The sequence below is a fragment of the Methylobacterium jeotgali genome (assembly GCF_022179345.1).
Taxonomy (GTDB): domain Bacteria; phylum Pseudomonadota; class Alphaproteobacteria; order Rhizobiales; family Beijerinckiaceae; genus Methylobacterium; species Methylobacterium jeotgali.
The window spans coordinates 42,407-68,713 of sequence record NZ_BPQR01000056.1 but is presented as its reverse complement, the minus strand read 5'-3'; the positions used below and the strand labels follow the sequence as shown (position 1 = coordinate 68,713).

The following is a 26,307-nucleotide window of genomic DNA, read 5'->3' as shown; positions in this document are numbered from 1 at the left end:
CCGAGCGTCCGCCAAGGGCTTGCATCGGTGGCAAATTCCGGAAATGACGGCCGCAACGGGCGGATGAGCGGGGACCGATGAGCGACACCACCAGCGAACTCGGTGCGGCGGATATCCAGAAGGTTCTGGAGCTTCTGCCGCACCGCTACCCGTTCCTGATGATCGACCGCATCGTCGAGATCGACCGGGACGAGAGCTGCGTCGGCGTCAAGAACGTCACCGTCAACGAGCCGCAGTTCACGGGCCACTTTCCCACCATGCCGGTGTTTCCCGGGGTGCTGCTGATCGAGGGCATGGCCCAGACCGCCGGCGCCATCTGCTGCCGCCATATCATGACGGACGACCTGCGCACCAAGCAGGTGTTCTTCATGACCATCGACAAGTGCAAGTTCCGCAAGCCCGTCGTGCCCGGCGACCAGGTCCGCTACCACATGCGCAAGCTCAACCAGCGGCGCACCATGTGGTGGTTCCGGGGCGAGGCCCGCGTGGATGGCACCCTCGTGGCCGAGGCCGAGATCGGCGCCATGCTGGTGACGGAGTGAGCGCCGCGATCCACCCGAGCGCCGTCGTCGAGGACGGGGCCCGGATCGGCGCGGGCGTCCGGATCGGACCCTTCTGCCATGTCGGGCCGGAGGTCGCGCTCGGCGAGGGCTGCGAGCTTGTCAGCCACGTCGTCCTGGCCGGCAAGACGACCGTCGGCCCGCGCACCCGCATCTTTCCTTTCGCCTCCCTCGGCCACCAGCCGCAGGACCTCAAGTTCAAGGGCGAGCCCTCGACCCTTCGGATCGGCGCGGACTGTCTGATCCGCGAGGGCGTGACCATGAACCCCGGCACCGAGGGCGGCGGCCTGGAGACCGTGGTCGGCGACCGCTGCGCCTTCCTCGCCAACTCCCATGTCGGGCACGACTGCCGGGTCGGCGACGGGGTGATCTTCTCCAACAACGTCATGCTCGCCGGCCATTGCACGGTGGGCAACTACGCCATCCTCGGCGGCGGGGCGGCGGTGATCCAGTTCGCCCGCGTCGGGGCGCACGCCTTCGTCGGCGGCCTCTCGGGCCTCGAGAACGACTGCATCCCCTACGGCATGGCGCTGGGCAACCGGGCCTACCTGTCGGGCCTCAACATCGTCGGCCTGCAGAGGCGGGGCTTCGCGCGGGAGGACATCCACGCCCTGCGCCGGGCCTACCGGGCGCTCTTCGCGCCGGAGGGCACGCTCCTGGAGCGCGTCGAGGACGTGGCCGCCGAGTTCGAGGCGCATCCGGCGGTCGAGGAGATCCTGGCCTTCATCCGTGAGGGCGGGAAGCGCTCGATCTGCACGCCGCGCGGGACCCCGCAGGCGGGCGCGCCCTGACCCTCATGGCCGAGGCCGCGCGCACGCCCGCGATCGCCGAGGCGCAGGAGACGCTCGTGCTCGTGGCGGGCGCCGGGCTGCTGCCGGAGCTGGTGGCGCGCTCCCTCGACCGGGCGGGCCGGCCCTTCAAGGTGCTGGCCCTGCGCGGCTTCACCGAGCGAGGCCTGCGGGGTCGGGCCGGCGCCACGGTCGATCTTCTCGACATCGCAGGCGCGCTCGCGATTCTGCGGGAGTGGGGGCCGGCCTGCGTGGTGCCGGCCGGCGCCGTCGGACGGCCGAGCCCCGCCGCGATCCTCAACGCCGCGGCGGCGCTGCGCAACCGCGAGGCCCTGCGCCGGATCACCGGCGGCGGCGACGACCGGCTGCTGCGGGCGGCCCTCGAACTCCTGGAGGAGAACGGCCACCGGGTGGCCGGCGTCCACGAGGTGGCGCCGGACCTTCTCGCCTCGCCCGGCCAGATGGGCACGCTCGCCCCCGACGAGGCGGCCCGCGCCACCATCGCCACCGGCCGGGCGCTGCTCGCCGCGCTCTCCCCCTACGATGTCGGGCAGGCGGCGGTCGTCGCCTCGGACCGGGTGCTCGCCGTCGAGGGCCCGGAGGGCACCGACCGGATGCTCGCCCGCGCCCGCGCCCTCGGGCGCAAGCCCTTCGGCTACGGCCGGCCGCATCCGGCCACCGTGCTCGTGAAGATGTCCAAGGAGGGCCAGGACATGCGCGTCGACCTGCCCGCCATCGGCGCCCGCACGGTGAAAGCGGCGGCCGCCGCCGGCTGCATCGGCATCGCCGTCGAGGCCGGGCGGACGCTCATCATCGACCGCGCCGCCACGGCGGAGGCGGCGGACCGGGCCGGGCTGTTCCTCGTCGGCCTGTCCTCCGGCGGCGAGGGCGCATGAGGATCTGGCTCGTCGCGGGCGAGGATTCGGGCGACCAGCTCGGCGGCCGGCTGATGCGGGCGCTCCGCGAGCTCTCCGAGGCTGCGCCGGAGTTCGGCGGCGTCGGCGGCGAGGCGATGGCGGCCCAGGGGCTCGCCTCCCTGTTCCCCCTCGATGACGTGGCGGTAATGGGCTACCTGCCGGTGCTCGCCCGCGCCCGCACCCTGCTGCGCCGCATCCGCGAGACCGTCGAGGCGGTGGTTGCGGCCCGGCCCGACGTGCTCGTCATCATCGACAGCCCCGGCTTCACCCACGCGGTGGCCAAGCGCGTGCGCAAGGCGACCCCGGGCATCCCGATCATCGACTACGTCTCGCCGAGCGTCTGGGCCTGGCGACCCTGGCGGGCGAAGGGCATGCGGCCCTTCATCGATCACGTCATGGCGCTGCTGCCCTTCGAGCCGGACGCCCACCGCCGCCTCGGCGGGCCCGAATGCACCTATGTCGGGCATCCGCTGATCGAGCGGATCGCGGACCTGCGCCCCAGCGCCGCCGAGGCCGCGATCCGCGAGGGCGAGCCGCCGCGGCTCGTGGTGCTGCCGGGCTCGCGTCGCTCCGAGATCGAGCGGCTGATGCCGGTCTTCGGTGAGACCCTGGCGCGGGTCGCCGCGACCCTCGGACCGATCGAGGTCGAGCTGCCGGCGGTGAGCCGGCACCGGGCGATGATCGAGCGTCTGGCGCTGGCCTGGGAGACGCCGGTCCGGCTCGTCCACGGAGAGGACGCGAAGTTCGCGGCCTTCCGCAGCGCGCGGGCGGCGCTCGCCGCCTCCGGCACGGTGACGCTGGAGCTGGCGCTCGCCGGCGTGCCCATGGTCGTCGCCTACAAGGTCTCGCGGATCGAGGAGGCGATCGCCCGGCGCCTGATCCAGGTGCCGAGCATCGTATTGCCGAACCTGATCCTCGCCGAGAACGCCATGCCCGAGTTCGTGCAGCGGGACTGTTCGCCGGAGACCCTCTCGGCGAGCCTCCTGCCGCTGCTCGCAGGCGGCCTCGAGCGCGAGCAGCAGGTCGCGTCCCTGCGTCGGCTCGACGACCTCATGCGCCTGCCCTGCGGCGGCGAGCCCAGCCGCTCGGCCGCCCGTCTGGTGCTCGACGTGGCGCGTCAGCGGACCGGCGGCAGCGGCGCGGCTCCGCTGAGCCGCGGCTCGGCGTAGCTCATGTCCCCGTGCCGCGGGCTCGGGTTGCGGACCTTCGAGACGCGCCCCTCCGCCCGCATCCGCCGCGTGGCCTCATTCCAGGCCGGCGCGGCGTCGGCCTCCGTCGGCCAGTGCACGACGGAGGCCTCGTCGCACCAGTGGACGAGTTTCGGCATCGCGAGGCGGTGGGCGCCCGAGAGCATGTAGGCACGCATCGCCGCCTCGTCGTCCCAGACCGTCAGGGTCCAGAAGGTCAGCCTGCGGTCCGACAGAGCCGAGCCCGAGCGGTAGCCCGGCGCCCGGCGGACCTGCGCCGAGGAGCGCAGGGCGTGGATGACGAAGCCGGGCAGGAAGCGGAGCGAGCGCAGCCGCAGGCGCGTGACGCTGACGAAGGCCATCGGGCGACTCTCTTCTCTCGATCAGCCATGCAGAGCCGATTTCGCCGGCGTTGGACAGCGCCGCGGGCCGCCTTTAAGCCTCGGGTCCGAGGGGCGGGCTCCCGCGGGAGCCTCTACGCGACAGGGCAGATGGCGGCATGACGGGTTTGATGGCGGGACGGCGCGGCCTCATCATGGGGGTCGCCAACGACCATTCCATCGCCTGGGGCATCGCCCGCACACTCCACGCCCATGGAGCGGAGCTCGCCTTCACCTACCAGGGCGAGGCGCTGGGCCGCCGGGTCGGGCCGCTGGCCGCCAAGCTCGGGTCGGACGTCGTGCTGCCCTGCGACGTCGAGGATCTCGCCTCGGTCGACGCCGCCTTCGCGAAGCTCGACGAGCGCTTCGACGGGCGGCTCGACTTCGTCGTCCACGCCATCGGCTTCTCGGACAAGGCGCAGCTCAAGGGCCGCTACGTCGACGTCACCACCCGCGAGAACTTTTCGCGCACGATGACGGTCTCCTGCTTCTCCTTCACGGAGATCGCGCAGCGGGCGGCCAGGCGCATGGGGCCGGGCGGCGCGCTCCTGACGCTCACCTATGGCGGCGCCACCCGCGTCATGCCGAACTACAACGTCATGGGCGTGGCCAAGGCGGCGCTGGAGGCCTCCGTGCGCTACCTTGCCGCCGACCTCGGCCCGGACGGCATCCGCGTGAACGCCCTCTCGGCGGGCCCCGTGCGCACGCTGGCGGGCGCGGGCATCGCCGACGCGCGGCTGATGTTCAACCACCAGAAGGCCCACGCGCCGCTCCGGCGCACGGTGAGTCTCGACGATGTCGGCGGCTCGGCCCTCTACCTGCTTTCCGACCTCTCCGGCGGCGTCACCGGCGAGATCCACTTCGTCGATTCCGGCTACAACATCATCTCGATGCCCCGGCCCGACGTGCTCCAGGCCCAGGATGCAGCCGGCGTCGTCGGCGACGACTGAGCAGGTCAGGCGGCGCAGGACGTCGTCGGCCGGTCCTCGAGCAGCACCACCACATCGTCCCAGCGCGACAGGAAGGCATCGACGCAGGCCGGGTCGAAATGGCTGCCCTTCTGGGCGATGAGGTGCTCGCGGGCCTTCTCCAGGGGCCAGGCCCGCTTGTAGGGCCGCTCGGAGACGAGGGCGTCGAACACGTCTGCCACGGCGACGATGCGGCCGGGCAGCGGTATCGCCTCGCCGGCCAATCCGCCAGGATAGCCGCCGCCGTCCCAGCGCTCGTGATGGCTCAGGGCGATCTGCGCGGCGAGTTGGAGCAGGTGCGACGAGCTTCCGTGCAGCATCCGGTGGCCGCGGGTCGTGTGCTCTTGGATCTCGAGGCGCTCCTCCGGCGTCAGCGGACCAGCCTTGAGGAGCACGCTGTCGGGGACGCCGATCTTGCCGAGGTCGTGCATGGTCGAGGCCAGCGCCAGCTCGTTCGCCTCCTTCTCGGAGAGGCCGAGCCCTTCGGCGTTGGCGATGGAGAAGCCGGCCACCCGCGTGAGGTGGTCGCCCGCCTGATCGTCCCGCGACTCGGCGGCGAGCATCAGCCGATGGATGATCTCCCGCTCACGCTCCCGCGCGGCGGCGCCGATGGCCGCCAGCCGCACCCGGAGCATCGAGGAGGAGATCTCGGCGTCGCAGCGCGCGAGCCACAGCTCGACCAGATTGCGGGCCCGCGTCAGAAGCTCCAGTGAATCGCCGCCCTCGGCCACCACATCGCTCGCCCCGGCGGTGACGGCGTTCCGATACAGGCGGGGTCCGGACGCGCCGCACAGGAGGATCGGCGTCTCGCCGAGGCCGGGCACCCCGCGCACGGAGCGGATCGTCGGGACCGGCTCGAGGCTCGTTCCGTCGATCACGACGAGCGCGCAGAGCGAGGCTTCGAGGCGGTGCAGCCCGGCCAGATCCACCACCTGGACGTCGCAGTTCAGGGAGCGCAGGCCGTAGACCAGCGAGTCCGCCGTCGCGCTCGAAAGGATGGCGATCTGGGACGATCTGTCCGCAGCGGGCATGAGCTTCGCATCTCGTATCCAGGCACAATTGCCGGATGAGCCGATCCTGACGTTTCACAAGTTAAGCGACACTGAACTCACGGCAGGAGGCGCCGATATCTCGCGATGCAGCATCGATCCTGCCGAGCGACGCCTCCGAATCTATCAGCCCGCTTCGGATTCGCGCGGTCAGATGTCGAACGCGGCCGGAAGCGGCGGGGGCGATTGCCCTCCGGCCTGCCGGCAGAGGTCCTCCACGCTGACTGCGTCGAGAGCGGCCAGGAAGGCGGCCTGGGCGGCGGCGAGCGTCGGCTCGGCGAGCGCCGAGAGGCCGGCCGCCTCGGGCGTCTCCGGCGCGGCATCGCCCGCCACGGCGCGGGCGGTGTCTCCCAGGCTGATCCGGCGGCGCTCCCGCGCGAGCTCGTAGCCGCCTCTCGGCCCGCGCACGCCCTTGAGCAGGCCGTGCCGGACGAGGGCCTGGAGCACGGTCTCCAGGTGGCGCGGCGGCAGCCCGTGCCGCTCGGCGAGGAGCCGGGCGTTGACCGGCTGCGGGCGCGCATGGAGCGCCACGTCGAGAAGCGCGGCGATGGCGAGCCGCAGACGCCCCGCCGTGACGGGGAGGGTGTCGCGCGGGGCTCTCGCCGGGATGTCCGCCTCGGGCATCGCGGGGCGCTCAACCGGACGCGCCGTGGCGGATGACGGCCATCAGCGGCGCCCGCTCGAACCGAAGCCGCGCGCGCCCCGCGCCGATCCCGGCGTCCCGTCATCGGCCGCGACGAACGCCAGGCGAGGGCGGCCGATCCGCGTGAACACGAGCTGGGCGATGCGGTCGCCGGGCTCGATGACGATCGCCGGGGAGGGGGCCGGGTTGCGGTTCCAGGCGGAGATGAGGATCTCGCCCTCGTAGTCCGCGTCGATGACGCCGGTGCCGTTGCCCATCACCAGCCCGTCCCGGTGCCCGAAGCCGGAGCGCGGCAGGACGAGCGCGCACCAGCCGGGATCGCCGATCCGGAGGGAAAAGCCGCTCGGTACCAGGATCGCGGCCGCCTGCGGCGCGAGGCGGAGGGGCTCCGGGATGCAGGCGTGCAGGTCGAGGCCGGCCGCCATCTCCGAGCCCCAGCGGGGAAACCCCCAGTCCGCGAGGCGCGGATCGAGGAGCCGGATCCCGACGGCGGGCGCGTCCGGCGGCGTCATCGCCGCCCGCTCCGGCGGCGCCCTGTCGCGAAAATCCGTCGCTGCATGGGTCGGCGATAACGGTCCGCGCGGCGGGCGACAAGGGCGTGGCCGGGACGTGATCGGCGGCGTCCTTCCTGATAGGGGAGGGGCATGAGCGACCTGCCTTTCCGCGACATCGCCCGCGCCCTGGTCTTCGATCCCGAGGACCGTCTTCTCCTCATCGCCTACGAGGCGGTCCGCCCGATTCCCGGCCGCGATCCCGCGGATCGCCGCTTCTGGTTCATGCCCGGCGGCGGCCTGGAGCCTGGGGAGAGCCACGTCGAGGCTTGCCGCCGGGAGCTCGAGGAGGAGATCGGCGTCCCGGACGCGCCGATCGGCGCGGAGGTCGCACGCTGCGACGGGCCGTTCCACCTGTTCCGGCAGTCGCGCCACGCCCGCGAGCGCTACTTCCTGGTCCGGCTGCCCGACGACCGCATCGACACGGGACGGCTGGCCGAGACCGAGGACAACCCGGTGCTCGGCACCCGCTGGTGGACGCTCGACGAACTCGCCGCGACCGGGGACCGCATCGAGCCGGCGGGGCTCGCGGAGCTGGTGCGCGCGATTCTCTCTGGCGAGCGCCCCGAGGCGCCTGTAGCGCTGTCCTGGCACGGAGCCTGATAAAGGGCTCGAACGATCGACCTGTCTCGGGAGTGGCGGAAACCGGGCAAAGGACCGGGCCGCCGGAGGATGAACCCATGCTGCCCAAGCGCCTGACCGACGGATACCAGTCCTTTCTCGCCGGCCGCTTTCCCGGTGAGCGCCGCCGCTACGCGGAGCTCGGCTCCTCGCAGGAGCCCGACATCCTGGTGATCGGCTGCTGCGACAGCCGGGTGTCGCCGGAGGTGATCTTCGATGTCGGCCCCGGCGAGCTGTTCGTGGTGCGCAACGTCGCCAACATCGTCCCGCCCTGCGAGACGGGCGGTGAGTATCACGGCACCTCGGCGGCCATCGAGTTCGCGGTGCAGGGGCTGAACGTCGGGCACATCGTCGTGCTCGGGCACGCGAGCTGCGGCGGCATCAAGGCCTATGCGGACAAGGCCAAGCCCCTCTCCGGCGGCAACTTCATCGGCAAGTGGGTCTCGCTGGTGGAGCCGGCGGTGGCGCGCGCAGGCGACTCCTCGGCGCCCGACTACATCACGCGCCTCGAGCACGCGATGGTGAGCCAGAGCATCGAGAACCTGCTGACCTTTCCGTTCGTGGCTGAGCGCGTCGCGGACGGCAGGCTCGCGCTGCACGGCGCCCATTTCGGCGTCGCGACGGGCGATCTCTGGGTCCGCGACCCCGCGACGGGCGATTTCGCGCGGCTGATGACCGAGGACGGGAAGGGGCTCAACCCCGCGGCCCTGATCAACTGCTCGTGACGCGCGAAAGGCGGCAGGTGTCGCCACCCGCCGCCTTTCGTATCTGGTGCCTAGCCGGCTTAGCGGGCGCCGGGCAGACGCTGGGCCATCGCGTAGTGATCCTGCAGCACCGGCAGGGCCTGCTGGGCGTAGGTCCGCAGCGCCGGGTTCGGGCCCGTCGACGCGTAGGCCTGCGTCATGCTGATGGTCATCTGATGGGCCTGGAGCTGTTGCTGCACGTACAGGCGGTCGAAGCGGGCGCCGGCCGGGGCCGCCGACAGCTCGGCCAGCATCTGCTGCTGCTCGGGGCTCGGAGGCACCATCGTGGTGCCGGCCGTCTGGTCGACGTCCATGCCGCCAAGGCGGCTGCCGGCCGCGGCACCCCGCGCCGCACCCGAGCCGAGGCCCTCGACCGCGCCGACCGGGCCACCGCTCAGCGTGCCGCCGACGACGCCGGCCGCCGCGCCCGTCGCGGCGCCGACCGCACCGCCAGCCACCGCGAGCGGCGCGCCGATCAGGCCGGGGCCGCCCGCCATCGGGCCCATGTCGCCGCCGGCAAGCGCGGCATTGGCCGCCCGGTGATCGCGGATGGCGTGGTTGGCGAAGTTGCGGATCGCCGGGTTGCGGGACTTCTGGAGGGCGATCTGGCTCGACTGGATCTCGAAGGCGTTGGCCTGCATCGCCTGGACCCGGAAGTCGCCCATGCCCTGGGCGAGCGCGGGCGCCGAGATGGCGCAGAGCAGGGCGGACGCCACAGCGTACTTCTTGAGCATTACGACCTCTTCCATCTGAATTGTCGGTGCAAAGCAGCGAAGCCATCCGACATCATGTCGTGGCTCGACGCTGGCACTTCGGGCCTCCAACGGGTCGGCCGAAGCTTTGTTCCTCGATTTCCGCACTTCAGGGTGGAACTGTTTCCGATCCGGGCCGTGACGCCTTCGAAATCTTCCGGGGCAGCCGCGTGAAGCTGGTCCTGGTCCAGGCGCTCCGGGCGGCGGCCGCCCTGATGGTGGCCTTCCACCACGGGCAGCACGAGGCGGCGTCGATCGCCGGGCGCACGGGCGCGGCCTTCGCCCCGAGCCACCTACTGCCCTGGGCGGCGGGCGTCGACGTGTTCTTCGCGATCTCCGGCTTCATCATCGTCCACGCCGCCGCACCGCTCCACGGGCGGCCGGGGGGAGCGCGGCTGTTCATGGCCCATCGCCTCGCGCGGATCGTGCCGCTCTACTGGCTGGCGAGCCTCCTCTACCTCGCGCTGGCGCTCGCCGCGCCGGGCCGGATCGGCGGCGGCGCCCTGGAGCCGGGCTACGTGCTCGCCTCGTTCCTGTTCTGGCCGGCGGCGCGGCCGGACGGTTCGGTGCAGCCGCTCTACGGCCTCGGCTGGACGCTGAACTTCGAGATGCTGTTCTACGTCCTGTTCGCGGCGGCGCTCGCCCTCGGCGCCGGCCGTCGCGGGACGGTCGCCGTCGTCGCGGCGGTCCTCGGCGGGCTCGTCGCCCTGCACCTCGCCGTGCCCGGCCTGCCGGTGCCGCTCGCCTTCTGGTCCGAGCCGGTCGTCCTCGAGTTCCTGCTCGGGGCCGGTCTCGGGCTGGTGCGGGTGGAGGGCCTGCGCCTGTCGGGGCCCGCCCGCATTGCGCTCGCGCTCTGCGGCGCCGGCGGTCTCGCACTCTCCGCGAGCCTGTTCGGCGAGGCGGGCGGGTTCCTGCGCCCTCTCGTCCAGGGCGTTCCGGCGGCCTGCCTCGTGGCGGCCGCGGCGCTGGGGCCCGTCCGGAAAGAGGCGCAATCGGGCGGCGTGCGGTTGGCCTCGCTCCTGGGCGACGCCTCCTACGCCCTCTACCTCGTGCATCCCTTCGTGCTCCGCGGCCTCGGGGAGGGCCTGCTGCGCTCCGGCCTCGCCGCCGCGCTCGGCCCCGCGGCGTGCCTGGCCCTGATGCTCGTCGGCGTGGTCCTCGCGGCGCTCGCCGTTCATGCTCTCGTGGAGCGGCCCCTCGGCCGCCGCGCCCGTGCGCTCGCCGAGCGGATCTCCGGGGCCGATTTGCGTGTGCGCGGCCCGGCCCCCGGAGTTTCCGGCTCGCCCGAAGGGCGCTAGCCTCCCGGGAGCCGGCCCGGCGCGTTCTCCCCGAGGCGCACGACGCTTCGCCATGGGGCAAACGGAATGCGACCGACCCCGGAAACAGGCCGCGAGGTGCCCGATGAAGACCCTGCTCGTCCCCGTGGCCCTCCACGACACGCTGCCCTCGGTGCTCACCACCACGGTGCTCGCGGCCCGCCGTTTCGGCAGCCTGATCGAGGGCGTCTCCCTGCGTCCGGCGCTCGCCGAGTACGTGCCCGTCGACATGGTCGGCGGCATGACATGGCTGCGCGACGAGGAGGCCGACAAGGCCGAGGCGGAGGAGGCCGGCGGCCGCTTCGTCGGCATGCTCACCGAGCAGGGCATCCCGCGTCATGCCCGCGACGGGCTCTGCGTGCCGGAGAAGGTCGCCGATGCCGGCCCGCGCTTCCGCTGGCGCGAGGACGTGCCGGCGGGCGACGCCTTCCTCGGCCAGTACGCCCGCCTGTTCTCGATGACCGTGGTCGGCCGCCCCGGCACGCAGGACACCTCGCCCCGGATGAGCACCTTCGAGACCGCCCTGTTCGAGGGCGGAAGGCCGGTGCTGCTTGCCCCGCCGCGGCCGCCCAAGAGCCTCGGCGAGGCGATCCTGATCGCCTGGAACGGCTCGACGGAGACCGCCCGCGCGGTGGCCTTCGCGATGCCGTTCCTGCGGATGGCGACCCGCGTGCTCGTGCTCAGCGTCGAGGGCGGCACGGTGCCGGGCCCGAGCGCCGAGGATCTCGCCCGCTCGCTCGCCTGCGAGGGCGTCGCCGCCGACCACAGGGCGCTGCCCGCCGACCGGCGCACCCCCGGCGAGACCTTCCTCGACGAGGCGGTGGATTTCGGGTGCGACCTCATCATCAAGGGCGCCTACACCCAGAGCCGCCTGCGCCAGATGATCTTCGGCGGCCCGACGAGCCATCTCCTCGCCAACGCCGACCTGCCGGTGCTGATGGCGCACTGAGCCGCGGCCCGAAAGGTCGCGATTGTCAACGGCGGCGGGCGCCACAGATTGCCCGTTCCGGGCGCGCCCGCGCTCCGCCTGCCGCGACGGTCCATGTCCGACTTCTCCCTCGACCCGCGGCTCGCCGCCGACACGGTGCCCGTCGGCGACCTGCCGCTCTGCTCCGTTCTGATGATGGACGATCGGCGCTTCCCCTGGCTCGTGCTGGTGCCGCGCCGGCTGGGCCTGCGGGAGGTCACCGATCTTTCCGAGGACGACGCCCGCCTGCTCTGGGAGGAGACGCGGCTCGCCGCCCGCGTCGCGCAGGCGCTGTGGCGGCCGGACAAGGTGAACGTCGCGAGCCTCGGCAACGTCGTCGGCCAGCTCCACATGCACGTCGTCGCCCGCTTCGCGTCGGACGCGGCCTGGCCGGGCCCGGTCTGGGGCCACGGCAGCCGCGAGCCCTTCCCCGCCCACACCCTGGAGATGCTCGCCGAGCGTGCCGGCGAGCGCTTCGCGCATGCCTGACGACAGCCTCGGCTTCGCGGTCTCGCGGCTCCAGCGCCACTCGGCGGAGCTCGGCGAGGCGGACGTGCCCCCGGCCGATGCCGAGGACGCGCGGCGGGTCCTCCTCAGCGACGGCGCGGTGCTGGTGCGCGACGGCAGCGCCCTCCACGATGCCGGGGCGGCGATCGAGGACCCCGCGACCCGCATCTTCCTCGGGCGCGTCGATGGGGCGCCGGTCTTTGCGGGCAGCGTCGCTCCCGAGGCCGTTCCCGCCGATCTCCAATCTCTCGACCTGCGCACTCTCGCCGTGGAAGGGGCCGTACCGGCACACCAGCTCGGCCTCCTCGCCACCGCGCGCTCGATGCTGCTCTGGCACGCCCGCCACGGCTTCTGCGCGAATTGCGGCACGCGGACCGTCATGGCGGCCGCCGGTTTCCGGCGGGAATGCCCATCCTGTGGGGCGCATCACTTTCCGCGCACCGACCCGGTCGTGATCATGCTGCTGCGGCGGGGCGAGACCTGCTTGCTCGGCCGGGCGCCGCGCTTTCCCGAGGGCATGTTCTCCTGCCTCGCCGGCTTCCTCGAGCCCGGCGAGACCATCGAGGACGCGGTGCGCAGGGAGACCTTCGAGGAGACGCGGGTGCGGGTCGGCGCGGTCGCCTACCACGCCTCGCAGCCCTGGCCGTTTCCGTCCTCGCTGATGATCGGCTGCGTCGGGCAGGCGCTCGACGAGACGATCACCGCCGATCCGGCCGAGCTCGCCGAGGCGCGCTGGTTCGACCGGGCCGAGGTCGCCGCGATGCTGGAGCGGCGCCATCCGGCGGCTTTGAGCGCACCGCCCGCCATGGCCATCGCCCACCACCTCATGCGCGCCTTCGTGGACGGCCGCGCCTGAGCGCGCCTCAGATCTCGACGCTGCGCCGCCCGGCGCCGATGGCCGCCGGATCGAAGGCGACGCTCTTCACCACGGCGTAGACCGGCGCGCCGATCGCCAGCCCGAGATCGCTCGCGGAGGCCGTCGTGAGACGCGCGGTGAGGATCGCCCCGCCGCAGTCGATCTCGGCGGTGAGCGCAGGACCCGCGCCCGTCAGGGCGGCGAGGCGGCCGGGGAGCACGTTGCGGGCGCTCAGCCCCTCCGGCACCCGCGTCGCGACGAGCACGTCGCGGGCGGGCACCCGTACCCGCAGGGTGCGGCCGGGCTCGTAGGGCAGGCGCGGCACGCTGAGGCGGCCGGCGGGACCGCTGAGGCGGGTCAGGCCCGCCGCCTCGTCGTGCCCCTCGACCCGCATGTCGAGGATCGAGCCGGCCTCGGCCTCCCGCTCTGGGAACAGGTCGGGGCGGCGCAGGATCGCCTCGGCGGGGCCGGTGGCGGCGACGCGCCCGGCCTCCAGCACGACGACGGTGCTCGCCAGACGCGCCACCTCGGCCACCGCGTGGCTGACATAGACGATTGGCACCCCGGCCTCGTCCCGCAGCCGCTCGATATGGGGCAGGATTTCCGCCTTGCGGGCCTCGTCGAGCGCGGCGAGCGGCTCGTCCATGAGGAGCAGGCGGGGCCGCGACAGCAGGGCCCGGCCGATCGCCACACGCTGCTTCTCGCCGCCGGAGAGCCCTGCGGGCATCCGGTCGAGAAGGTGGCCGATGCCGAGCATCGCGACGATCGCCTCGGGCTCGATCCCGTCCCGCCCGTCGCCTCCGGCGAGCCGCGAGAACAGGCGCCCGTAGCCGAGATTGCCCTTCACGCTCAGATGCGGCAGCAGCCGCGCGTCCTGGAAGACGCAGGCGATGCGGCGGCGATGCACCGGCACCCGCACTCGCGCGGCGGTGTCGACCAGGGTGCGCCCGTCGATGGCGATGCGCCCGCGGTCGGGCCGTGCCAGCCCGGCGATCAGGTTGATGAGCGTGCTCTTGCCGGATCCCGAGCGGCCGAACAGCGCGGTCAGCCCGGCGCCGGCCTCGAAGGCCACGTCCAGCGAGAAGGCGCCCCGCGTCAGCGCCACGTCGACGGAGAGGCTCACGCCAGGCCCTCCACCCGCCGCCGCGCCCGGCGGGCCAGCCACTCGGAGACGAGGAGCGCGCCCATCGCGACGACGACGGCGATGACGGTCAGCCGCATGGCGCCGGCCTCGCCGCCTGGGACCTGCGTGAGCGTGTAGATCGCCGAGGGCAGGGTCTGCGTCTCGCCGGGGATGTTCGAGACGAAAGTGATCGTCGCCCCGAACTCGCCCATCGCCTTCGCGAAGGCGAGCACGGCGCCGGCCAGGATGCCGGGGAGGCTGAGCGGAAGGGTCACGGTGGCGAATACCGCAAGCGGCGAGGCGCCGAGCGTGGCGGCGGCCTGCTCCAGCCCCTGGTCGACGGCCTCGATGGAGAGGCGCATGGCGCGGACCATGAGTGGGAAGCCCATCACCGCGCAGGCGAGCGCCGCACCCGTCCAGCGGAAGGAGAAGACGATGCCGATCTCGGCGAGCGCCGCGCCGAAGGTGCCGCGGCGTCCGAAGGCGAGGAGCAGCAGGTAGCCCGTCACCACAGGCGGCAGCACCAGCGGCAGATGCACGAGCCCGTCGAGGAGCGAGCGGCCGGGGAACTCCCTGCGGGCGAGCAGCCATGCCACCCAAAGCCCGAGCGGCAGGCTGGCGAGGGTGGCGACGACCGAGACCTTCAGGCTGAGGGTCAGCGCGCGCCACTCGTCTTGCGTCAGCGCGGAGAAGAGATCGCTCATGGCTCCTCGGGAGGGGCGCCCCGAAGGAGACGTCGGCCGAGCTTAGGCGGCGCTCACACCCGCGTGAAGCGCGTCAGGCCGATGCCTCGCCCTCCTCCGGTGCATTGCGGCGCGGGCGCTCGAGCCGGCTCATCAGCACCAAGAGATGGCCCGGAACGGGCGTGTCCAAGACATCGACGACCGGAGAGTCGTCGCGGGTGGCCCGGCGGCGGTCGCGCTTGCGGGCGGTACTGGCGAGCACGATGGGAGCCTGTCGACGCGTGCGAGGTGTGTTCATGACTCGAACGATGGCTGATTGATCGAAAGTTGGGCAGTGCGCACGGCAACCCTGATGCCGGCTTCGTGTTCCCGCGAAGCAGCGCCCTTTCCGTGGACAATATGCCGCCGGATGATGCGCTTTCGTGACGACGTGGCCGGCTGTGGCGAAACGGCATCACCAATGCTAGAGCGCGCCCATGCTCGAAGGCCTGCCGCCCCACCGCCCGACCCACGTCATGCGCCTCGTCACCGACGAGCGCGCGGCCCGGGCGACCACCGATCTCCTCGGCGAGATCTTCGATCCGGCGGAGACGGCGGTGGCCGCCTTCGAGGCCGAGGACGGCCGCCCCTGGCTGCTCGAAGCCTACTTCTCCGAGGAGCCTGACGAGGACGCGATCCGCGAGCTGATCCGGCCCATCGTCGGTGCGCAGGCGGACACCGCCGTCTTCGACACGATCGAGCGGCAGGACTGGGTACGCGCCTCGCTGGAGGGGCTCAAGCCCGTCCGCGCCGGGCGCTTCCTCGTCCACGGCGCCCATGACCGCGAGAGCGTCCGCCCCAACGACCTGCCCATCGAGATCGAGGCGGCGCTCGCGTTCGGCACCGGACACCACGGCACCACGCTGGGCTGCCTCAGGGCGCTCGTCGGCGTGCTGCGCCGGGGGCGGCCGGGGGCGGTGCTCGATGTCGGCACCGGCACCGGCATCCTCGCCTTCGCCGCCGCCCGCGCGCTCCACCGCACGGTGGTGGCCGGCGACCTCGACCCGGAAGCGGTGGCGACGGCACGCGGCAACGCCCGCCTCAACGGCCTCGCCGGCCTCGTGCGCTTCTACGAGGGGCCCGGCGTGCGCCACGCGCTGGCCGGGCGTCCGCGGCGGTTCGATCTCGTCTTCGCCAACATCCTCGCCCGGCCCCTGCGGCGGCTTGCCCCGAGCCTGACCTCGGTGGTGGCGGAGGGCGGCAGCATCGTCCTCTCCGGCCTGATCGAGCGCGACGTGCCGGGCGTGCTCTCGGCCTACGCCCTCAACGGCTTCCGGCTGGCCGAGCGCGGCCATCTCGAGGGCTGGGCGACCCTGGTGCTGCGCCGGGGCGGGGCGGCGCCGCGCCCGATCCGCCGCGCGGTTGTCTGAGGAAGCCCCGGCGCGTAACCCTCGGGGCATGACGCGCCCCGCCCGCTTCCAGAGCTTCGACGATCCCGGCCACCGCAAGGGGCCGGAGCGCCTCGCGGCCCTGCGGGCGGCGCTGCGGGAGGCCGGCGTCACCGGGTTCGTGGTGCCCCGCGCCGACGAGCACCAGTCCGAGTACGTACCCGCCAGCGCCGAGCGCCTGGCCTGGCTCACCGGCTTCACCGGCTCCGCCGGCACGGCGGTGGTGCTGGCCGATACGGCCGCCCTCGTGGTCGACGGCCGCTACACCCTCCAGGCCCCCGAGCAGGTCGACACCGGAGCGATCGCCGTCGTGCCGCTGGCCCGCCAGACCGCGGAGGCCTGGGCGGCCGAGGCCCTGCGGCCGGGGGACGTGCTCGGCTACGATCCCTGGCTGCATACGCCGGACGGCGTCGCCCGGCTCGCTCGCGCCGCCGAGAAGGCCGGCGCCACCCTGCGCCCGCTCCCCGAGAACCCCGTCGACGCCGCCTGGGCGGGGCGTCCGAAGCCGCCCGCGGGCGCCGTCGTCCCCTATCCCACCGAGCATGCCGGGGAGGCGGCGGACGCGAAGCTCGCCCGCATCCGCGCCGCGCTCGCCGAGGCCGCCTGCGACGCGCTGGTGATCTCCGATCCGCACAGCCTCGCCTGGACCTTCAACCTGCGCGGGGCCGATGTGGCGCACACGCCGCTGGCGCTCGGCTACGCCATCCTCCCCCGCGAGGGCCGGCCGGCGCTTTACCTCGTCTCGTCCGACATCGCGCCGGAGCTTCGCGCGGCGCTGGCGCCGCTGGCCGAGATTTTTCCGCGCGGCGCCCTCTCGGACGGGCTCGCTTCATTCGCCGGCAAGCGGGTGCGGCTCGATGCGGTCACCGGCGCCTCGGCCCTGAAATCCGCGATCGAGTCCGCCGGCGGTCTCGCCGATGTCGGGCCCGATCCCGTGACGGCGATGAAGGCGGTCAAGAATGCCGCCGAGATCGCCGGCGCACGGGCCGCGCATTGGCGCGACGGGGTCGCGGTGACCCGGTTCCTCGCCTGGCTCGACCGGGCTGTCGCCCGCGGCGAGGCGGTCACCGAGGTCGCCGCCGTCGAGGCGCTGGAGGATTTCCGGGCCGAGGGCGGTCTCCTGCGGGACGTGTCCTTCCCGACGATCTCCGGCTCCGGCCCGAACGGGGCGATCGTCCATTATCGCGTCACCCATGCCAGCGACCGCCGGCTCGGGCCGGGCGAGCTGTTCCTGATCGACTCCGGCGCGCAGTATCGCGACGGCACCACCGACATCACCCGCACCGTCGCGATCGGCACCCCGACCCCCGAGATGCGCGACCGCTACACCCGCGTGCTGAAGGGGCATCTCGCCATCGGTCGGGCGGTGTTTCCCGAGGGCACCAGCGGCGCGCAGCTCGATACGCTCGCCCGGCAGCCCCTGTGGGAAGCCGGCCTCGACTTCGACCACGGCACCGGGCACGGCGTCGGCGCCTTCCTGTCCGTTCACGAGGGACCGCAGCGCATCGCCAAGACCGGCACCGTGGCGTTGCAGCCGGGCATGATCCTCTCGAACGAGCCCGGCTACTACAGGGCCGGCGCCTACGGCATCCGGATCGAGAACCTCGTGCTGACCGAGAACCGGGAGGTGCCCGGCGGCGAGCGGGCGATGCACGGCTTCGAGACCCTGACCCTCGTCCCCTACGACCGCCGCCTGATCGACCGCGCGCTTCTCTCCGAGGCCGAGACCGCGCAGGTCGACGCCTATCACACCCGCGTCCGTGATAGCCTCGGGAAGGCCCTCGACGGGACGGCCCGCGCCTGGCTCGACGCGGCGACGCGGCCGCTCGGCGCGGACGCCTGAGGCGCGACGACGCGGCAGCCCGAGGCGGTTTGGCGCTCTGTCTCCGGGCCGGTAGAATGGTGGTCCCGCGCCCCGGCGCCGGTCCAGGAACACCATGATCCGGTCCATCGCGCTCGCGCTCCTCACGCTGCTCGGCGTGGTCTCCGCCTCGGCCCAGCCCGGCAAGGCGCCCGGCGACCTCGTGCGCGCCTCGCTTCTCGCCGAGCCCTCCGGCGTCGCCGCGGGCAAGCCCTTCACCGTCGGCGTGCGCATGGCGATGAAGCCGGGCTGGCACGTCTACTGGCGCAACCCCGGCGATTCCGGCCTGCCGCCGGAGGTAACCTGGAAGCTGCCTGCCGGCTTCTCCGCCGGCCCGCTGCAATGGCCGGTGCCCGAGCGCATCCCCGTCGCCCACCTCATGAACTTCGGCTACGAGGGCGAGACGGTGCTGCTCGCCACCGTGACGCCGCCGCCGAGCCTCGACCCTGCCGAGCCGGTGCGGCTCGCCGCCAAGCTCGACTATCTCGTCTGCGAGCGGGAATGCGTGCCGGGCTCGGCAGAGCTCTCGCTGACCCTGCCGGTCGCGCCGGCCGCCGCCGCGACGCAAGAGAGCCGCGCCCTGTTCGACGCCGCCCGCGCGCGCCTGCCGGAGGCCGCGCCCTGGCCCGCGCGCCTGTCGCGGGAGGGCGACCGGCTGCTCCTCACCCTCGATGCCAAGGACTTCGACCCCGCCAAGGGCCTCGACCCCGCCAAGGTGCGCAGCGCCGCCTTCTTCCCCTATTCCGAGACGGCGATCGAGAACGCGGCGCCGCAGGACCTCACCGTCGACGGCAGCGGTCTGCACCTGCGCCTCACACGGGCGACCCCCTCCGATCCGATGCCTCGGGAGCTGCCCGGCGTTCTCACCCTCGCCGAGAGCGGCGAGGGCCCGCGCTCCTTCGCGATCGGTTCAGAGCCGGCGCCGCCGCCCGCCGCGGCCGTTGCGGCTGCGCCCACGATGCCGGCGGGGGGAGGGGGCGAGGAGAGGCTGACCCTCTGGCTCGCCGCCGGGCTCGCCTTCGCCGGGGGGCTCGTCCTCAACCTGATGCCCTGCGTCTTCCCGGTGCTCTCGATCAAGGTCATGAGCCTCGTGCGGCACTCGGGCGAGAGCGCCCAGCGCATCCGACTGCACGGGATCGCGTACACGGCGGGCGTCGTCGCGACCTTCCTGGCGCTGGCGGGCCTCCTCATCGCATTGAAGAGCGGCGGCGCGGGCATCGGCTGGGGCTTCCAGCTGCAGTCGCCCGTCGTGGTGGCCGGGCTCGCCTACCTGCTGCTGGCGATGGGCCTCAGCCTGTCCGGCGTCTACGAGATCGGCGCGGGGATCAGCGGCCTCGGCGACGGGCTCGCCCGCCGCTCCGGGCTGCCCGGCTCGTTCTTCACCGGCGCCCTCGCGACGGTCGTCGCGACGCCCTGCACGGCGCCCTTCATGGGCGCGGCGGTCGGCTTCGCGCTGACGCAGTCCTCGGCGGCGGCGCTCCTCGTCTTCGCCTGCCTCGGCCTCGGCCTCGCGGCGCCGTTCCTGCTGCTCGCGGCCTTCCCCGCGGCGCTGCGGCTTCTACCCCGCCCCGGCCCCTGGATGCTGGTCCTGAAGCAGGCCCTGGCGTTCCCGATCTACGCGACGGTGGCGTGGCTGATCTGGGTGCTCGCCCAGCAGGTCGGGCCGGACGGTCTGTTCGCGGCCCTCCTCGGCCTCGTCCTCGTCGGCCTCGCCGCCTGGCTCTGGGATCGCGGCAGCCGCGCCGGCCCGGCGCTGGGCAAGCTCCTGCGGAGCGCGGCCGGGGTCGTGCTCGCCGCGGTCGGCGCCCTGGCGATCACCGTCGAGGGCGCTCCGGCCCCCGCCCGTGCCGCAGCCGCAGGAGCCTACACGCAGGCCGAGCTCGAGCAGGCGCTGGCGGCGGGCAAGCCGGTCTTCGTCAACCTGACGGCGGCCTGGTGCATCACCTGCAAGGTCAACGAGCGCGTCGCCCTCGATACCGATGCCGTGCGCGCCGCCATGCGGGAGCGCGGCATCACCTATCTCAAGGGCGACTGGACGAGCCGCAACCCGGAGATCACCCGCCTTCTCGAGCGCCACGGCCGCAGCGGCGTGCCGCTCTACCTGCTCTACGCGGGCGGGGCCGAGCCGGCGGTGCTGCCGCAGATCCTCACCGAGGGCACGGTGCTAGCCGCGCTCGAATCCGTCCCCGCCTCGCCGAGCAACCGCAGCGCCGCCCTCAGTGGCCGACAGGAGCCGTGACGATGAGCCCGAGCCGACGCCTCCTCCTCGCCGCCCTGGCCCTCGCAGGCCTCGCCCCTGCGCCGGCTTCCGCCGCCGGGCTTTCGATCGGGCGCCCGGCCCCGGCCTTCGAGGCCGTGGACACCGCCGGGCGGACGGTGCGGCTCTCCGACTACGCCGGCAAGCTCGTCGTGCTGGAATGGACGAACCACGACTGCCCCTTCGTGCAGAAGCACTATTCCGGGGCCATGCAGGCGCTCCAGAAACGGTGGACGGAGCGGGGCGTCGTCTGGCTGACGGTGATCTCCTCCGCCCCCGGCGAACAGGGCGCGGTCGACGGGCCCCAGGCCGACGAACTCACCCGCTCCCGCAAGGCCGCGCCGAGCGCCGTGCTGCTCGATCCGAAGGGCGTCGTCGGCCGCGCCTACGACGCGCGGGTCACGCCCCACATGTACGTCGTCGGGACGGACGGGGCGCTGCTGTACCAGGGCGGCATCGACGACAAGCCTTCCGCTGAGGTCGCCGACATCGCGGGTGCCCGCAACCATGTCGAGGCGGCGCTGACCGAGATCGCCGCCGGCAAGCCGGTGTCGCAGAACACGACACGGCCCTACGGTTGCACGGTGAAGTACGCGTCTTGACGACACGGGCTTTCCGCCGACCGTCTCCCCGGCGTCGAGCAATAGGATTAAAATCCTTTACATTGCTGCGGTCCTGCGGGATACTGCGCCCTCGACAGCGGTCGGGCGGAGCCGGCAGGGCCGCTGCGACCCTCCCGTTTCCTCATGCCGGGCGAGCGTGACCGAAGGTCCGCCGCGCGGCCCCGGCCCGGAGTGGAGGGACGGATGGGGAAGCTTCGCTACGAGTTCGTGATCATCGGAGGCGGGCGCGGGCAGCTCGGCGGCATGGTGGCCGCCGATGCCGACGAGCCGCTGGCAAGCGGCACGCTGGAGGTCTCCGCGACGCCGACGGCGGCGGGCGCGCAGCCCGTCGTCCCGGCGCTCGGCCGCGCCGACGTGTTCGTGCGCCTCTCCGGCATCGACGTCGCCGTCTACGCCGACTTCGCCGCCGTGCCGGACCCGACCGTGGAGCCGCGCATCCTGCTGCGCCCCGGCGATTCCCGCCTGCTGCGGGTGATGTCCGGCGAGCGGCTCTCGGCAATCGTGGCGGCGGACGTGCCCGTCGCCCTGCCGCGCCTGCCGGTGGCGCAGAGCTTCGTGCCGGTGCCGGCCTTCAACGCCGCCGATGCCAGCGGCGCGGGCGGGGCCAATGCCACCATCGTGCAGGTGCTGCCTTCAAGCGCGATGCGCAGCTTCCTCGCCATCGACAACAACGGCGCCGCTGATGTCGAGCTGTGGTTCGGCGCCCGGCCTCTCGCTTCGGCCGTGGGCCAGGGCCTGCGGCAGGGCAAGGTGCTCCAGGCCAACGGCGGCGGGCTTCTGCGGGACGTGCGTGTCGAGACCGGCGCCGTCTACGCGACGGCCGCCGCCGCGACCGGCCTCTGCGTGGTGGAGGGCTGAGCCATGGGTTTCAACGCGCTCGCGCCGCTGACCGCCACCCGCATCCGCAACCTCGCCCCCGTGCGCAACAAGGGCGCCCGGCGCCAGTTCGTGCGCGGCTTCGCCGACGTGACCGGACCCCGCACCACCCACGAGACCCTCGCCCTGCCGGCCGAGTTCGAGTGGGTGCGCTTCTGGTACGCCAACGACACCGCCACCCCGATCACCCTGACCAAGGCCGCGTGGTCGCCCTCCGCCGACAAGGCGAGCGCCGTGCCGCGCGATTCGGCCGGCGCCGCGCTGGGCTTCCAGGCCGTGACCTTCAACGCCGGAGGAGCCGACAGCCTGCCGGGCTCGACCTCGGGCAGCACCGCCACGATCACGATCCCGGTCGGAACGTCGGCAAATCCGAATCCCGTCTGCTCGGACTGGATGCAGGGCGCCTCGCTCCCGCGGCGGGACGGCGGCACCCTGCCGCTGCTGATGCACCGCGCCCACTACGCGGGGGCCTATCGCTGCCTCGTCTCCGGCACCAACATCGACCTCAACGCCTTCGAGGCGCAGTCGCAGGGGCTGACCTGGACGATCCTCGACGGCGGCGGCGACCAGACCACGAGCGCGACGCCGAGCTTCGGCACGACGCCCCGCGGCATCCTCTACGGCGTCGAGTTCCTCACCGCGAAGCCGGTCCTCACGGTGATGGGCATCGGCGACAGCCTGATGGGCGGGCAGGGTAGCACGTCCGGCTTCACCGCCTACGGGATGCTGGCCTGCGCCGCGGTCTCGACGCCCGCCCGCCCGGTAAGCTTCGTCAACAGCGGCTGGTCCGGCCAGACGACCCTTCAGTTCTTCGAGCGCGGCCGGGCCGAGATCGCCCGCTTCCAGCCCCCCGTGGCGGTGATCGCGCCCTGGAGCCCGAACGACGCCTACACCTCGGCCCCGGCGGTGGCGGCCGGCGTCGGCCGGGGCATCGCCCTGGCGCAGGCCGTCCGCGCCTATGGCGGCGTGCCGGTCTTCGTCACGCCGATGCCGACCGCCCGCATCGCGGACGCCGCCGCCGAGAGCTACCGGACGAGCGTCGCCGCGCGGATGCGGGCGCTGGCGGGGGAGGGCTGGCTGGTGGCCGATCTCGACCGGGTGCTGACGGACGGTGCCGGGCTCGGCCGGCTGCGGGCGGGTTTCGACAGCGGCGACGGCACCCATCTCAACGATGCCGGCTACGCGGCCTGCGGCACGGAACTGGCGCGGGCTCTGCGCCAAGCCGTCGCCCTGTAGCCATGGGCTCGCTCGGGCCGCGTCAGCCGACGCGGCTCGGGCTTCGGACGAGGAGGCGCGAAACGCGAAGGGCGCTTGCGATTTCCGGCTATGGAATGAAGGTGGCGCGGGCGACGGGGCTCGAACCCGCGACCTCCGGCGTGACAGGCGGGCGAGTTGCTGAGCGAAATCAAGGCTTCGTTAGACCGCCGTCCGCCCGAACTGCACTACGGGCATGAGCCCGAGTTTAACGGCCTGAAACGACGAAAGCGCCCCCGGCCGAAGCCGGGGGCGCGTGTCGACGCTACAGGGGGCAGGGGCTTACGAACCGCCCGATCGGCCTTACAAGGCGGGCTCTAAGGCTGACGAAGGCGCCCTATACGCTGCCGCAGCTCGTCGTCGTCGCGCTCGAGGTCCTGCAGCTCGTCCTGGATCTCGGCCGAGCGGCGCTCGAGCGTCACGCGGCGGGCGGGATCAGCCTTCGTGAGCAGGGAGCCGTTCGCCGAGGTCTCGAAGCGCAGGCGGGCCTTCTGCTGGACGATCGCCTTGCGTTGCAGCTCGAGGGTGGTGGCGGCGAGGTTGTCGATCTTGCGCGCCGTGACGGTGTCGGACGCGTCGATCTTGTCGACGACGGTCCGCACCTTCCCCTCGACGAAGGCCTGGCTCGCCGGCAGCGGCAGGCCCATCGAGGTATAGGCGGCCAGCAGGGCGCTGCCGACGCCGAGAGTGGCGGCGGCGGTCTTGCCGTACTCGAGGATGCTGCCGAACATCGGGGCCCCCATGGCCAGGTCACGCCTTGAGCAGGCGGGCCGCTCCGGCACGCGCGAGCGTGGTGAGCGGTGAGGAGACGAAGAAGGCGGTGAGGATCGTCGCCTCGATCGCCACGTAGTCCGTCGGCAGCGGCTCGATCGGCCAGCCGAGATCGAAGGTCTTCGACAGGCAGATCGCCCCGAAGTGGACCGCCGGCGGGATGCCGATGCCGTAGATCAGGCCCTTGAAGGCGGGCGCGATCGCCGCCTTCGCCTGGTTGGCCGCCATCTCCGCCTGGACGGCCTGCACGGCGACGTCGCGCTGGGCGTTCTGGCCGTTCTCGAGGGTCTTCAGGATCGGGCCGAGGACCGAGTTCCCGAAGAGCTTGATGAGACCGGAGCCGACCGTGCCGAGGGCGGCGCCGATGGGGTTGGAGAGCCAGCCGAGGAGGCCCATCAGCGGAGCCCTCCCGGCGGCCGCGGCGGCAGGACCTCGCCGAGCTTGGTGGCGTAGGCCCGCACGAACAGGCGCAGGATCGCGAGCGCGGTCGCCACCTTCGCACCCGGCATCCAGGCCGGCAGGAGGCTGTTGAGGTCGACGCCGACCAGGGCGTCGAGGATGTCCGGCAGGGCCATGACGAGGGCGAGGAGGTAGATGCGGCTGCCGGCGGTGGCCCGCCAGCAGCGCGCCAGGCGCACCCGCGCCCAGGAGGTGGAGCGGCGGAACATGGCTCAGACCTTTCGCGCGAGGGCGTTGTGGATGGCGTCGTAGAGGCCCGCGAGGCCGGTGCGGACGGCGGCGCCGGTCGCCTGGGCCCCGGAACGAAGAAGCCCGCCGTCAGGGGCGGGCTTCGCGCTCGTCGGAGCGGAGGGAGTGGCCGGCTTCGGCGCCGGCGGCCTGGCGGGCGCCGGCACCGCCTTGGGGTCGCCGCGCCGGGCGCGCGGGAGTGCGGTGGCGTAGGGCGTGCGAAACTGGTCGTACTCGCCGTGTCGGCGGTCCAGGATCGCGGACGGGCGGTTCCACATGAGGATCGCCTCGGCGGCGCCCGCCATGTCGCCGGCCCGGAGGCGCCGGAGCAGGGTCGAGCGCAGGAAGGCCCCCTGGCCGATGTTGAAGCAGAGCGAGACCAGGGCGTCGAAAGCGTGCTGGGGCAGCTCGCGGGGCACGTTGTCGGCGACGGTGCGGGCGAAGCGCGCCACGTCGCGCTCGAAGATCGCGTCGCATTCCTGCGCGGTGATCGTCAGGCCGGGCGTGACCTTCGGGGCGCCGGCGGCGGAGGTGTGCCCGACGCCGATCGTCCAGACGCCGACCGAGTCGCGGTAGGCCTCGAGGCGGGCGCCCTCGCGCGCGATGAGCACCGCCCGGCCGATGAGGCTGAGTTCCATGACGATCTCCAGTTGTTGGGGGCGCCGGAGCGCCGGGGTCAGAGGCTCAGCGCCTGCCCGAGCACCGGCTGCATGACTGCGGCGCACGCATTCCAGCCGGCATCGTTGAGGTGCAGGCCGTCGCCGCTGTCGAAGGCGGGCAGGATGCTCGCGGGGTTGCCGCCGTTCGAGATCGCCGCATCGAAGTCCGCGACCAGCCATCCGTTCGAGCGCAGGCCGCGCAGGGTCGCGTTGAGCCACTGGCGCGGCGCATCCTGCGCGGCGGTGCGGCCGTTGGTCGGGAAGCTCGTCCAGAAGATCGGGATCGCGCCGGCCTCACGGGCGGCGTTGGCGAGCCGGAGGCAGTTCTCGAAGCCGTTCTGCACCACGGCCATGGCGGTCGGAAAATCGTTCGGCGACATGCCGGGGAAGCAGACGACGGAGGGCAGGAACCGGCGGATGTCCTGGATGCCGCGATCCACGAACTGCTGGGTGGTCTGCGCCGTCCAGCCCGCGTTGATGTGCGAGACGGGGCGGTTTGCCGTGCTCAGCGCCGCGGTGACGATGTGGCCCCAGGACCGGCGGCCCGAGGTCGACATGTTGCCCTCGGTCTCGCTGTCGCCGATGCAGAGCACGCTCTGCACCATCCTGGGCCCGAGGAACTCGAGGCCGGCGACGTAGCAGCGGATCACCTCCGCCATCGCCGGCGAGGCCGCCGCGCTCTGGTCGCCGCCGCCGTCGTAGAGGTCGATGATCCGGCCAAGGTGGACGGCCGGATCGTCCCACGCGTCCTTGTCGACCTCGTTGATGAGCGTCGCGGCGCCGGAGATGTAGCTGCGCACCTGGAGAAGCGGCCGGAAGGAGCCGTCGGCGCGCGGGATGGAGGGGCATTTCGTCCAGTCGCCGCAGGCGAAGGCGGGGTTGGCGGCCGCGAGGGTCGCGTTCGTCGAGGGCGCGGGGATGGCCAGCGCGAGGGCGCTACCCGAGACCTCACCGGGCTTGTGCTCAAGGCCGGCGGCGTTGGCATAGACCGGCAGCATCGGCAGGACGGCGCCACCGGCGTCGACGGGCTGAAGGCTCGCCATGCCGGCGCTGGCCTGGATCGTGGTCTTGTCGATCGTGAGCGTGGACGTGGTCGCGTTGGCGTACCACGGGCGGACCCAGAGGAAGTCGGTCTCGGCCGCGAACCAGGCGAGGCCGGTGCGGGCCGTGATCGCCGCGCCGCCACGGATGAGCACGCGCTGGCCCCAGCGCGTAGCCGGGCGGGCGAGGTTGCGGATGGCCCTGGCTGAGAGGCCCGGCAGCGAGAAGTGCAGCATCGCC

General features: G+C 73.1%; 30 protein-coding genes. 17 read left to right on the top strand and 13 right to left on the bottom strand.

Annotation, left to right across the window (positions count from 1 at the left end):
- The first annotated feature begins 77 nt into the window (after positions 1-77).
- From fabZ to lpxB, 4 genes are read left to right on the top strand one after another with little or no spacing between them, the layout of a single operon-like run.
- Complete coding sequence (fabZ, locus tag MFF04_RS16315; protein WP_238277309.1) at positions 78-542, top strand: 3-hydroxyacyl-ACP dehydratase FabZ; 465 nt, start codon at positions 78-80, stop codon at positions 540-542.
- Positions 539-1,351: an acyl-ACP--UDP-N-acetylglucosamine O-acyltransferase gene (gene lpxA / locus MFF04_RS16310; RefSeq protein WP_238277308.1), complete on the top strand. Its 813-nt coding sequence runs from the start codon at positions 539-541 to the stop codon at positions 1,349-1,351. The genes fabZ and lpxA overlap by 4 nt, the downstream gene beginning before the upstream one ends.
- Positions 1,352-1,356: 5 nt before the next feature.
- Positions 1,357-2,244 (top strand): LpxI family protein, encoded by an 888-nt coding sequence (locus MFF04_RS16305; protein WP_238277307.1) that lies wholly within the window; start codon positions 1,357-1,359, stop codon positions 2,242-2,244.
- On the top strand, positions 2,241-3,434 hold the full coding sequence (gene lpxB, locus MFF04_RS16300; RefSeq protein WP_238277304.1) for a lipid-A-disaccharide synthase: 1,194 nt from the start codon (positions 2,241-2,243) through the stop codon (positions 3,432-3,434). Before MFF04_RS16305 ends, lpxB begins: the two co-directional genes overlap by 4 nt.
- Here the strand turns inward: lpxB and MFF04_RS16295 are convergent.
- Positions 3,383-3,814, bottom strand: a complete 432-nt coding sequence (locus MFF04_RS16295; protein WP_238277302.1) for a DUF3291 domain-containing protein — start codon at positions 3,812-3,814, stop codon at positions 3,383-3,385. The two genes, lpxB and MFF04_RS16295, sit on opposite strands and share 52 nt — an antisense overlap.
- A 137-nt stretch (positions 3,815-3,951) precedes the next feature.
- On the opposite strand from MFF04_RS16295, the gene fabI reads away from it, so the two are divergent.
- Positions 3,952-4,782, top strand: a complete 831-nt coding sequence (gene fabI / locus MFF04_RS16290; RefSeq protein WP_238277300.1) for an enoyl-ACP reductase FabI — start codon at positions 3,952-3,954, stop codon at positions 4,780-4,782.
- A 5-nt stretch (positions 4,783-4,787) separates the two neighbouring features.
- Here the strand turns inward: fabI and MFF04_RS16285 are convergent, their stop codons facing one another.
- The 3 genes from MFF04_RS16285 to dut all read right to left on the bottom strand — a co-directional run bounded on the left by MFF04_RS16285 (position 4,788) and on the right by dut (position 7,004).
- Complete coding sequence (locus tag MFF04_RS16285) at positions 4,788-5,831, bottom strand: HD-GYP domain-containing protein (RefSeq protein ID WP_238277298.1); 1,044 nt, start codon at positions 5,829-5,831, stop codon at positions 4,788-4,790.
- 168 nt (positions 5,832-5,999) lie between these two features.
- Positions 6,000-6,473 carry an RrF2 family transcriptional regulator gene (locus MFF04_RS16280; protein WP_238277296.1) on the bottom strand — a complete coding sequence of 158 codons (474 nt, stop codon included), beginning with the start codon at positions 6,471-6,473 and terminating at the stop codon, positions 6,000-6,002.
- A gap of 42 nt (positions 6,474-6,515) precedes the next feature.
- A complete protein-coding gene (dut, locus tag MFF04_RS16275) occupies positions 6,516-7,004 on the bottom strand; it encodes a dUTP diphosphatase (protein ID WP_238277294.1) in 489 nt (162 codons plus the stop codon).
- Between the two features lie 132 nt (positions 7,005-7,136).
- Between dut and MFF04_RS16270 the strand changes: the two genes are divergently transcribed.
- Positions 7,137-7,646, top strand: a complete 510-nt coding sequence (locus tag MFF04_RS16270; RefSeq protein ID WP_238277292.1) for an NUDIX hydrolase — start codon at positions 7,137-7,139, stop codon at positions 7,644-7,646.
- Positions 7,647-7,723: 77 nt separating this feature from the next.
- The gene (locus tag MFF04_RS16265) at positions 7,724-8,389 is read left to right on the top strand and encodes a carbonic anhydrase (protein ID WP_238277290.1); all 666 of its coding nucleotides are present in this window, start codon (positions 7,724-7,726) and stop codon (positions 8,387-8,389) included.
- Between the two features lie 59 nt (positions 8,390-8,448).
- On the opposite strand, the gene MFF04_RS16260 is transcribed toward MFF04_RS16265, so the two are convergent.
- On the bottom strand, positions 8,449-9,141 hold the full coding sequence (locus MFF04_RS16260; RefSeq protein WP_238277369.1) for a DUF4142 domain-containing protein: 693 nt from the start codon (positions 9,139-9,141) through the stop codon (positions 8,449-8,451).
- Positions 9,142-9,329: 188 nt separating this feature from the next.
- Between MFF04_RS16260 and MFF04_RS16255 the strand changes: the two genes are divergently transcribed.
- The 4 genes from MFF04_RS16255 to nudC all read left to right on the top strand — a co-directional run bounded on the left by MFF04_RS16255 (position 9,330) and on the right by nudC (position 12,805).
- Positions 9,330-10,457, top strand: coding sequence for an acyltransferase family protein (locus tag MFF04_RS16255; RefSeq protein WP_238277288.1), 1,128 nt, complete (start codon positions 9,330-9,332; stop codon positions 10,455-10,457).
- 103 nt (positions 10,458-10,560) lie between these two features.
- Positions 10,561-11,424 (top strand): universal stress protein, encoded by an 864-nt coding sequence (locus MFF04_RS16250; RefSeq protein WP_238277286.1) that lies wholly within the window; start codon positions 10,561-10,563, stop codon positions 11,422-11,424.
- Positions 11,425-11,517: 93 nt separating this feature from the next.
- Positions 11,518-11,931, top strand: a complete 414-nt coding sequence (locus MFF04_RS16245) for an HIT domain-containing protein (protein WP_238277284.1) — start codon at positions 11,518-11,520, stop codon at positions 11,929-11,931.
- Positions 11,924-12,805 carry an NAD(+) diphosphatase gene (nudC, locus tag MFF04_RS16240; protein ID WP_238277283.1) on the top strand — a complete coding sequence of 294 codons (882 nt, stop codon included), beginning with the start codon at positions 11,924-11,926 and terminating at the stop codon, positions 12,803-12,805. Before MFF04_RS16245 ends, nudC begins: the two co-directional genes overlap by 8 nt.
- Positions 12,806-12,812: 7 nt before the next feature.
- Here nudC and modC read toward each other — a convergent pair whose 3' ends face one another.
- The 3 genes from modC to MFF04_RS16225 all read right to left on the bottom strand — a co-directional run bounded on the left by modC (position 12,813) and on the right by MFF04_RS16225 (position 14,873).
- Positions 12,813-13,928, bottom strand: coding sequence for a molybdenum ABC transporter ATP-binding protein (gene modC, locus MFF04_RS16235; protein ID WP_238277282.1), 1,116 nt, complete (start codon positions 13,926-13,928; stop codon positions 12,813-12,815).
- Entirely contained in the window at positions 13,925-14,632 is a 708-nt protein-coding gene (gene modB, locus MFF04_RS16230) for a molybdate ABC transporter permease subunit (protein WP_238277281.1), read from the bottom strand. Before modB ends, modC begins: the two co-directional genes overlap by 4 nt.
- 73 nt (positions 14,633-14,705) lie before the next feature.
- A complete protein-coding gene (locus MFF04_RS16225; RefSeq protein ID WP_238277280.1) occupies positions 14,706-14,873 on the bottom strand; it encodes a hypothetical protein in 168 nt (55 codons plus the stop codon).
- Between the two features lie 214 nt (positions 14,874-15,087).
- Here MFF04_RS16225 and MFF04_RS16220 point away from each other — a divergent pair, with 214 nt between their 5' ends.
- The 6 genes from MFF04_RS16220 to MFF04_RS16195 all read left to right on the top strand — a co-directional run bounded on the left by MFF04_RS16220 (position 15,088) and on the right by MFF04_RS16195 (position 22,891).
- On the top strand, positions 15,088-16,020 hold the full coding sequence (locus MFF04_RS16220; protein WP_238277279.1) for a 50S ribosomal protein L11 methyltransferase: 933 nt from the start codon (positions 15,088-15,090) through the stop codon (positions 16,018-16,020).
- Positions 16,021-16,048: 28 nt separating this feature from the next.
- The gene (locus MFF04_RS16215; protein ID WP_238277278.1) at positions 16,049-17,881 is read left to right on the top strand and encodes an aminopeptidase P family protein; all 1,833 of its coding nucleotides are present in this window, start codon (positions 16,049-16,051) and stop codon (positions 17,879-17,881) included.
- A 94-nt stretch (positions 17,882-17,975) separates the two neighbouring features.
- Positions 17,976-20,138, top strand: a complete 2,163-nt coding sequence (locus tag MFF04_RS16210; protein WP_238277277.1) for a protein-disulfide reductase DsbD family protein — start codon at positions 17,976-17,978, stop codon at positions 20,136-20,138.
- A 2-nt stretch (positions 20,139-20,140) separates the two neighbouring features.
- Positions 20,141-20,758 carry a redoxin domain-containing protein gene (locus tag MFF04_RS16205; RefSeq protein WP_238277275.1) on the top strand — a complete coding sequence of 206 codons (618 nt, stop codon included), beginning with the start codon at positions 20,141-20,143 and terminating at the stop codon, positions 20,756-20,758.
- Positions 20,759-20,962: 204 nt separating this feature from the next.
- Positions 20,963-21,637 (top strand): hypothetical protein, encoded by a 675-nt coding sequence (locus MFF04_RS16200; protein WP_238277274.1) that lies wholly within the window; start codon positions 20,963-20,965, stop codon positions 21,635-21,637.
- A gap of 3 nt (positions 21,638-21,640) precedes the next feature.
- The gene (locus MFF04_RS16195) at positions 21,641-22,891 is read left to right on the top strand and encodes an SGNH/GDSL hydrolase family protein (RefSeq protein WP_238277273.1); all 1,251 of its coding nucleotides are present in this window, start codon (positions 21,641-21,643) and stop codon (positions 22,889-22,891) included.
- A 335-nt stretch (positions 22,892-23,226) separates the two neighbouring features.
- Here the strand turns inward: MFF04_RS16195 and MFF04_RS16190 are convergent, their stop codons facing one another.
- The 5 genes from MFF04_RS16190 to MFF04_RS16170 are packed head-to-tail and all read right to left on the bottom strand — an operon-like array spanning position 23,227 to position 26,303.
- A complete protein-coding gene (locus tag MFF04_RS16190; protein ID WP_238277272.1) occupies positions 23,227-23,640 on the bottom strand; it encodes a hypothetical protein in 414 nt (137 codons plus the stop codon).
- Between the two features lie 19 nt (positions 23,641-23,659).
- Positions 23,660-24,076 (bottom strand): hypothetical protein, encoded by a 417-nt coding sequence (locus tag MFF04_RS16185; RefSeq protein WP_238277271.1) that lies wholly within the window; start codon positions 24,074-24,076, stop codon positions 23,660-23,662.
- Positions 24,076-24,348, bottom strand: coding sequence for a hypothetical protein (locus MFF04_RS16180; protein ID WP_238277270.1), 273 nt, complete (start codon positions 24,346-24,348; stop codon positions 24,076-24,078). Before MFF04_RS16180 ends, MFF04_RS16185 begins: the two co-directional genes overlap by 1 nt.
- Before the next feature lie 3 nt (positions 24,349-24,351).
- Complete coding sequence (locus tag MFF04_RS16175) at positions 24,352-25,005, bottom strand: lysozyme (protein ID WP_238277269.1); 654 nt, start codon at positions 25,003-25,005, stop codon at positions 24,352-24,354.
- Between the two features lie 38 nt (positions 25,006-25,043).
- A complete protein-coding gene (locus MFF04_RS16170) occupies positions 25,044-26,303 on the bottom strand; it encodes an SGNH/GDSL hydrolase family protein (protein ID WP_238277268.1) in 1,260 nt (419 codons plus the stop codon).
- Positions 26,304-26,307 lie beyond the last annotated feature (4 nt).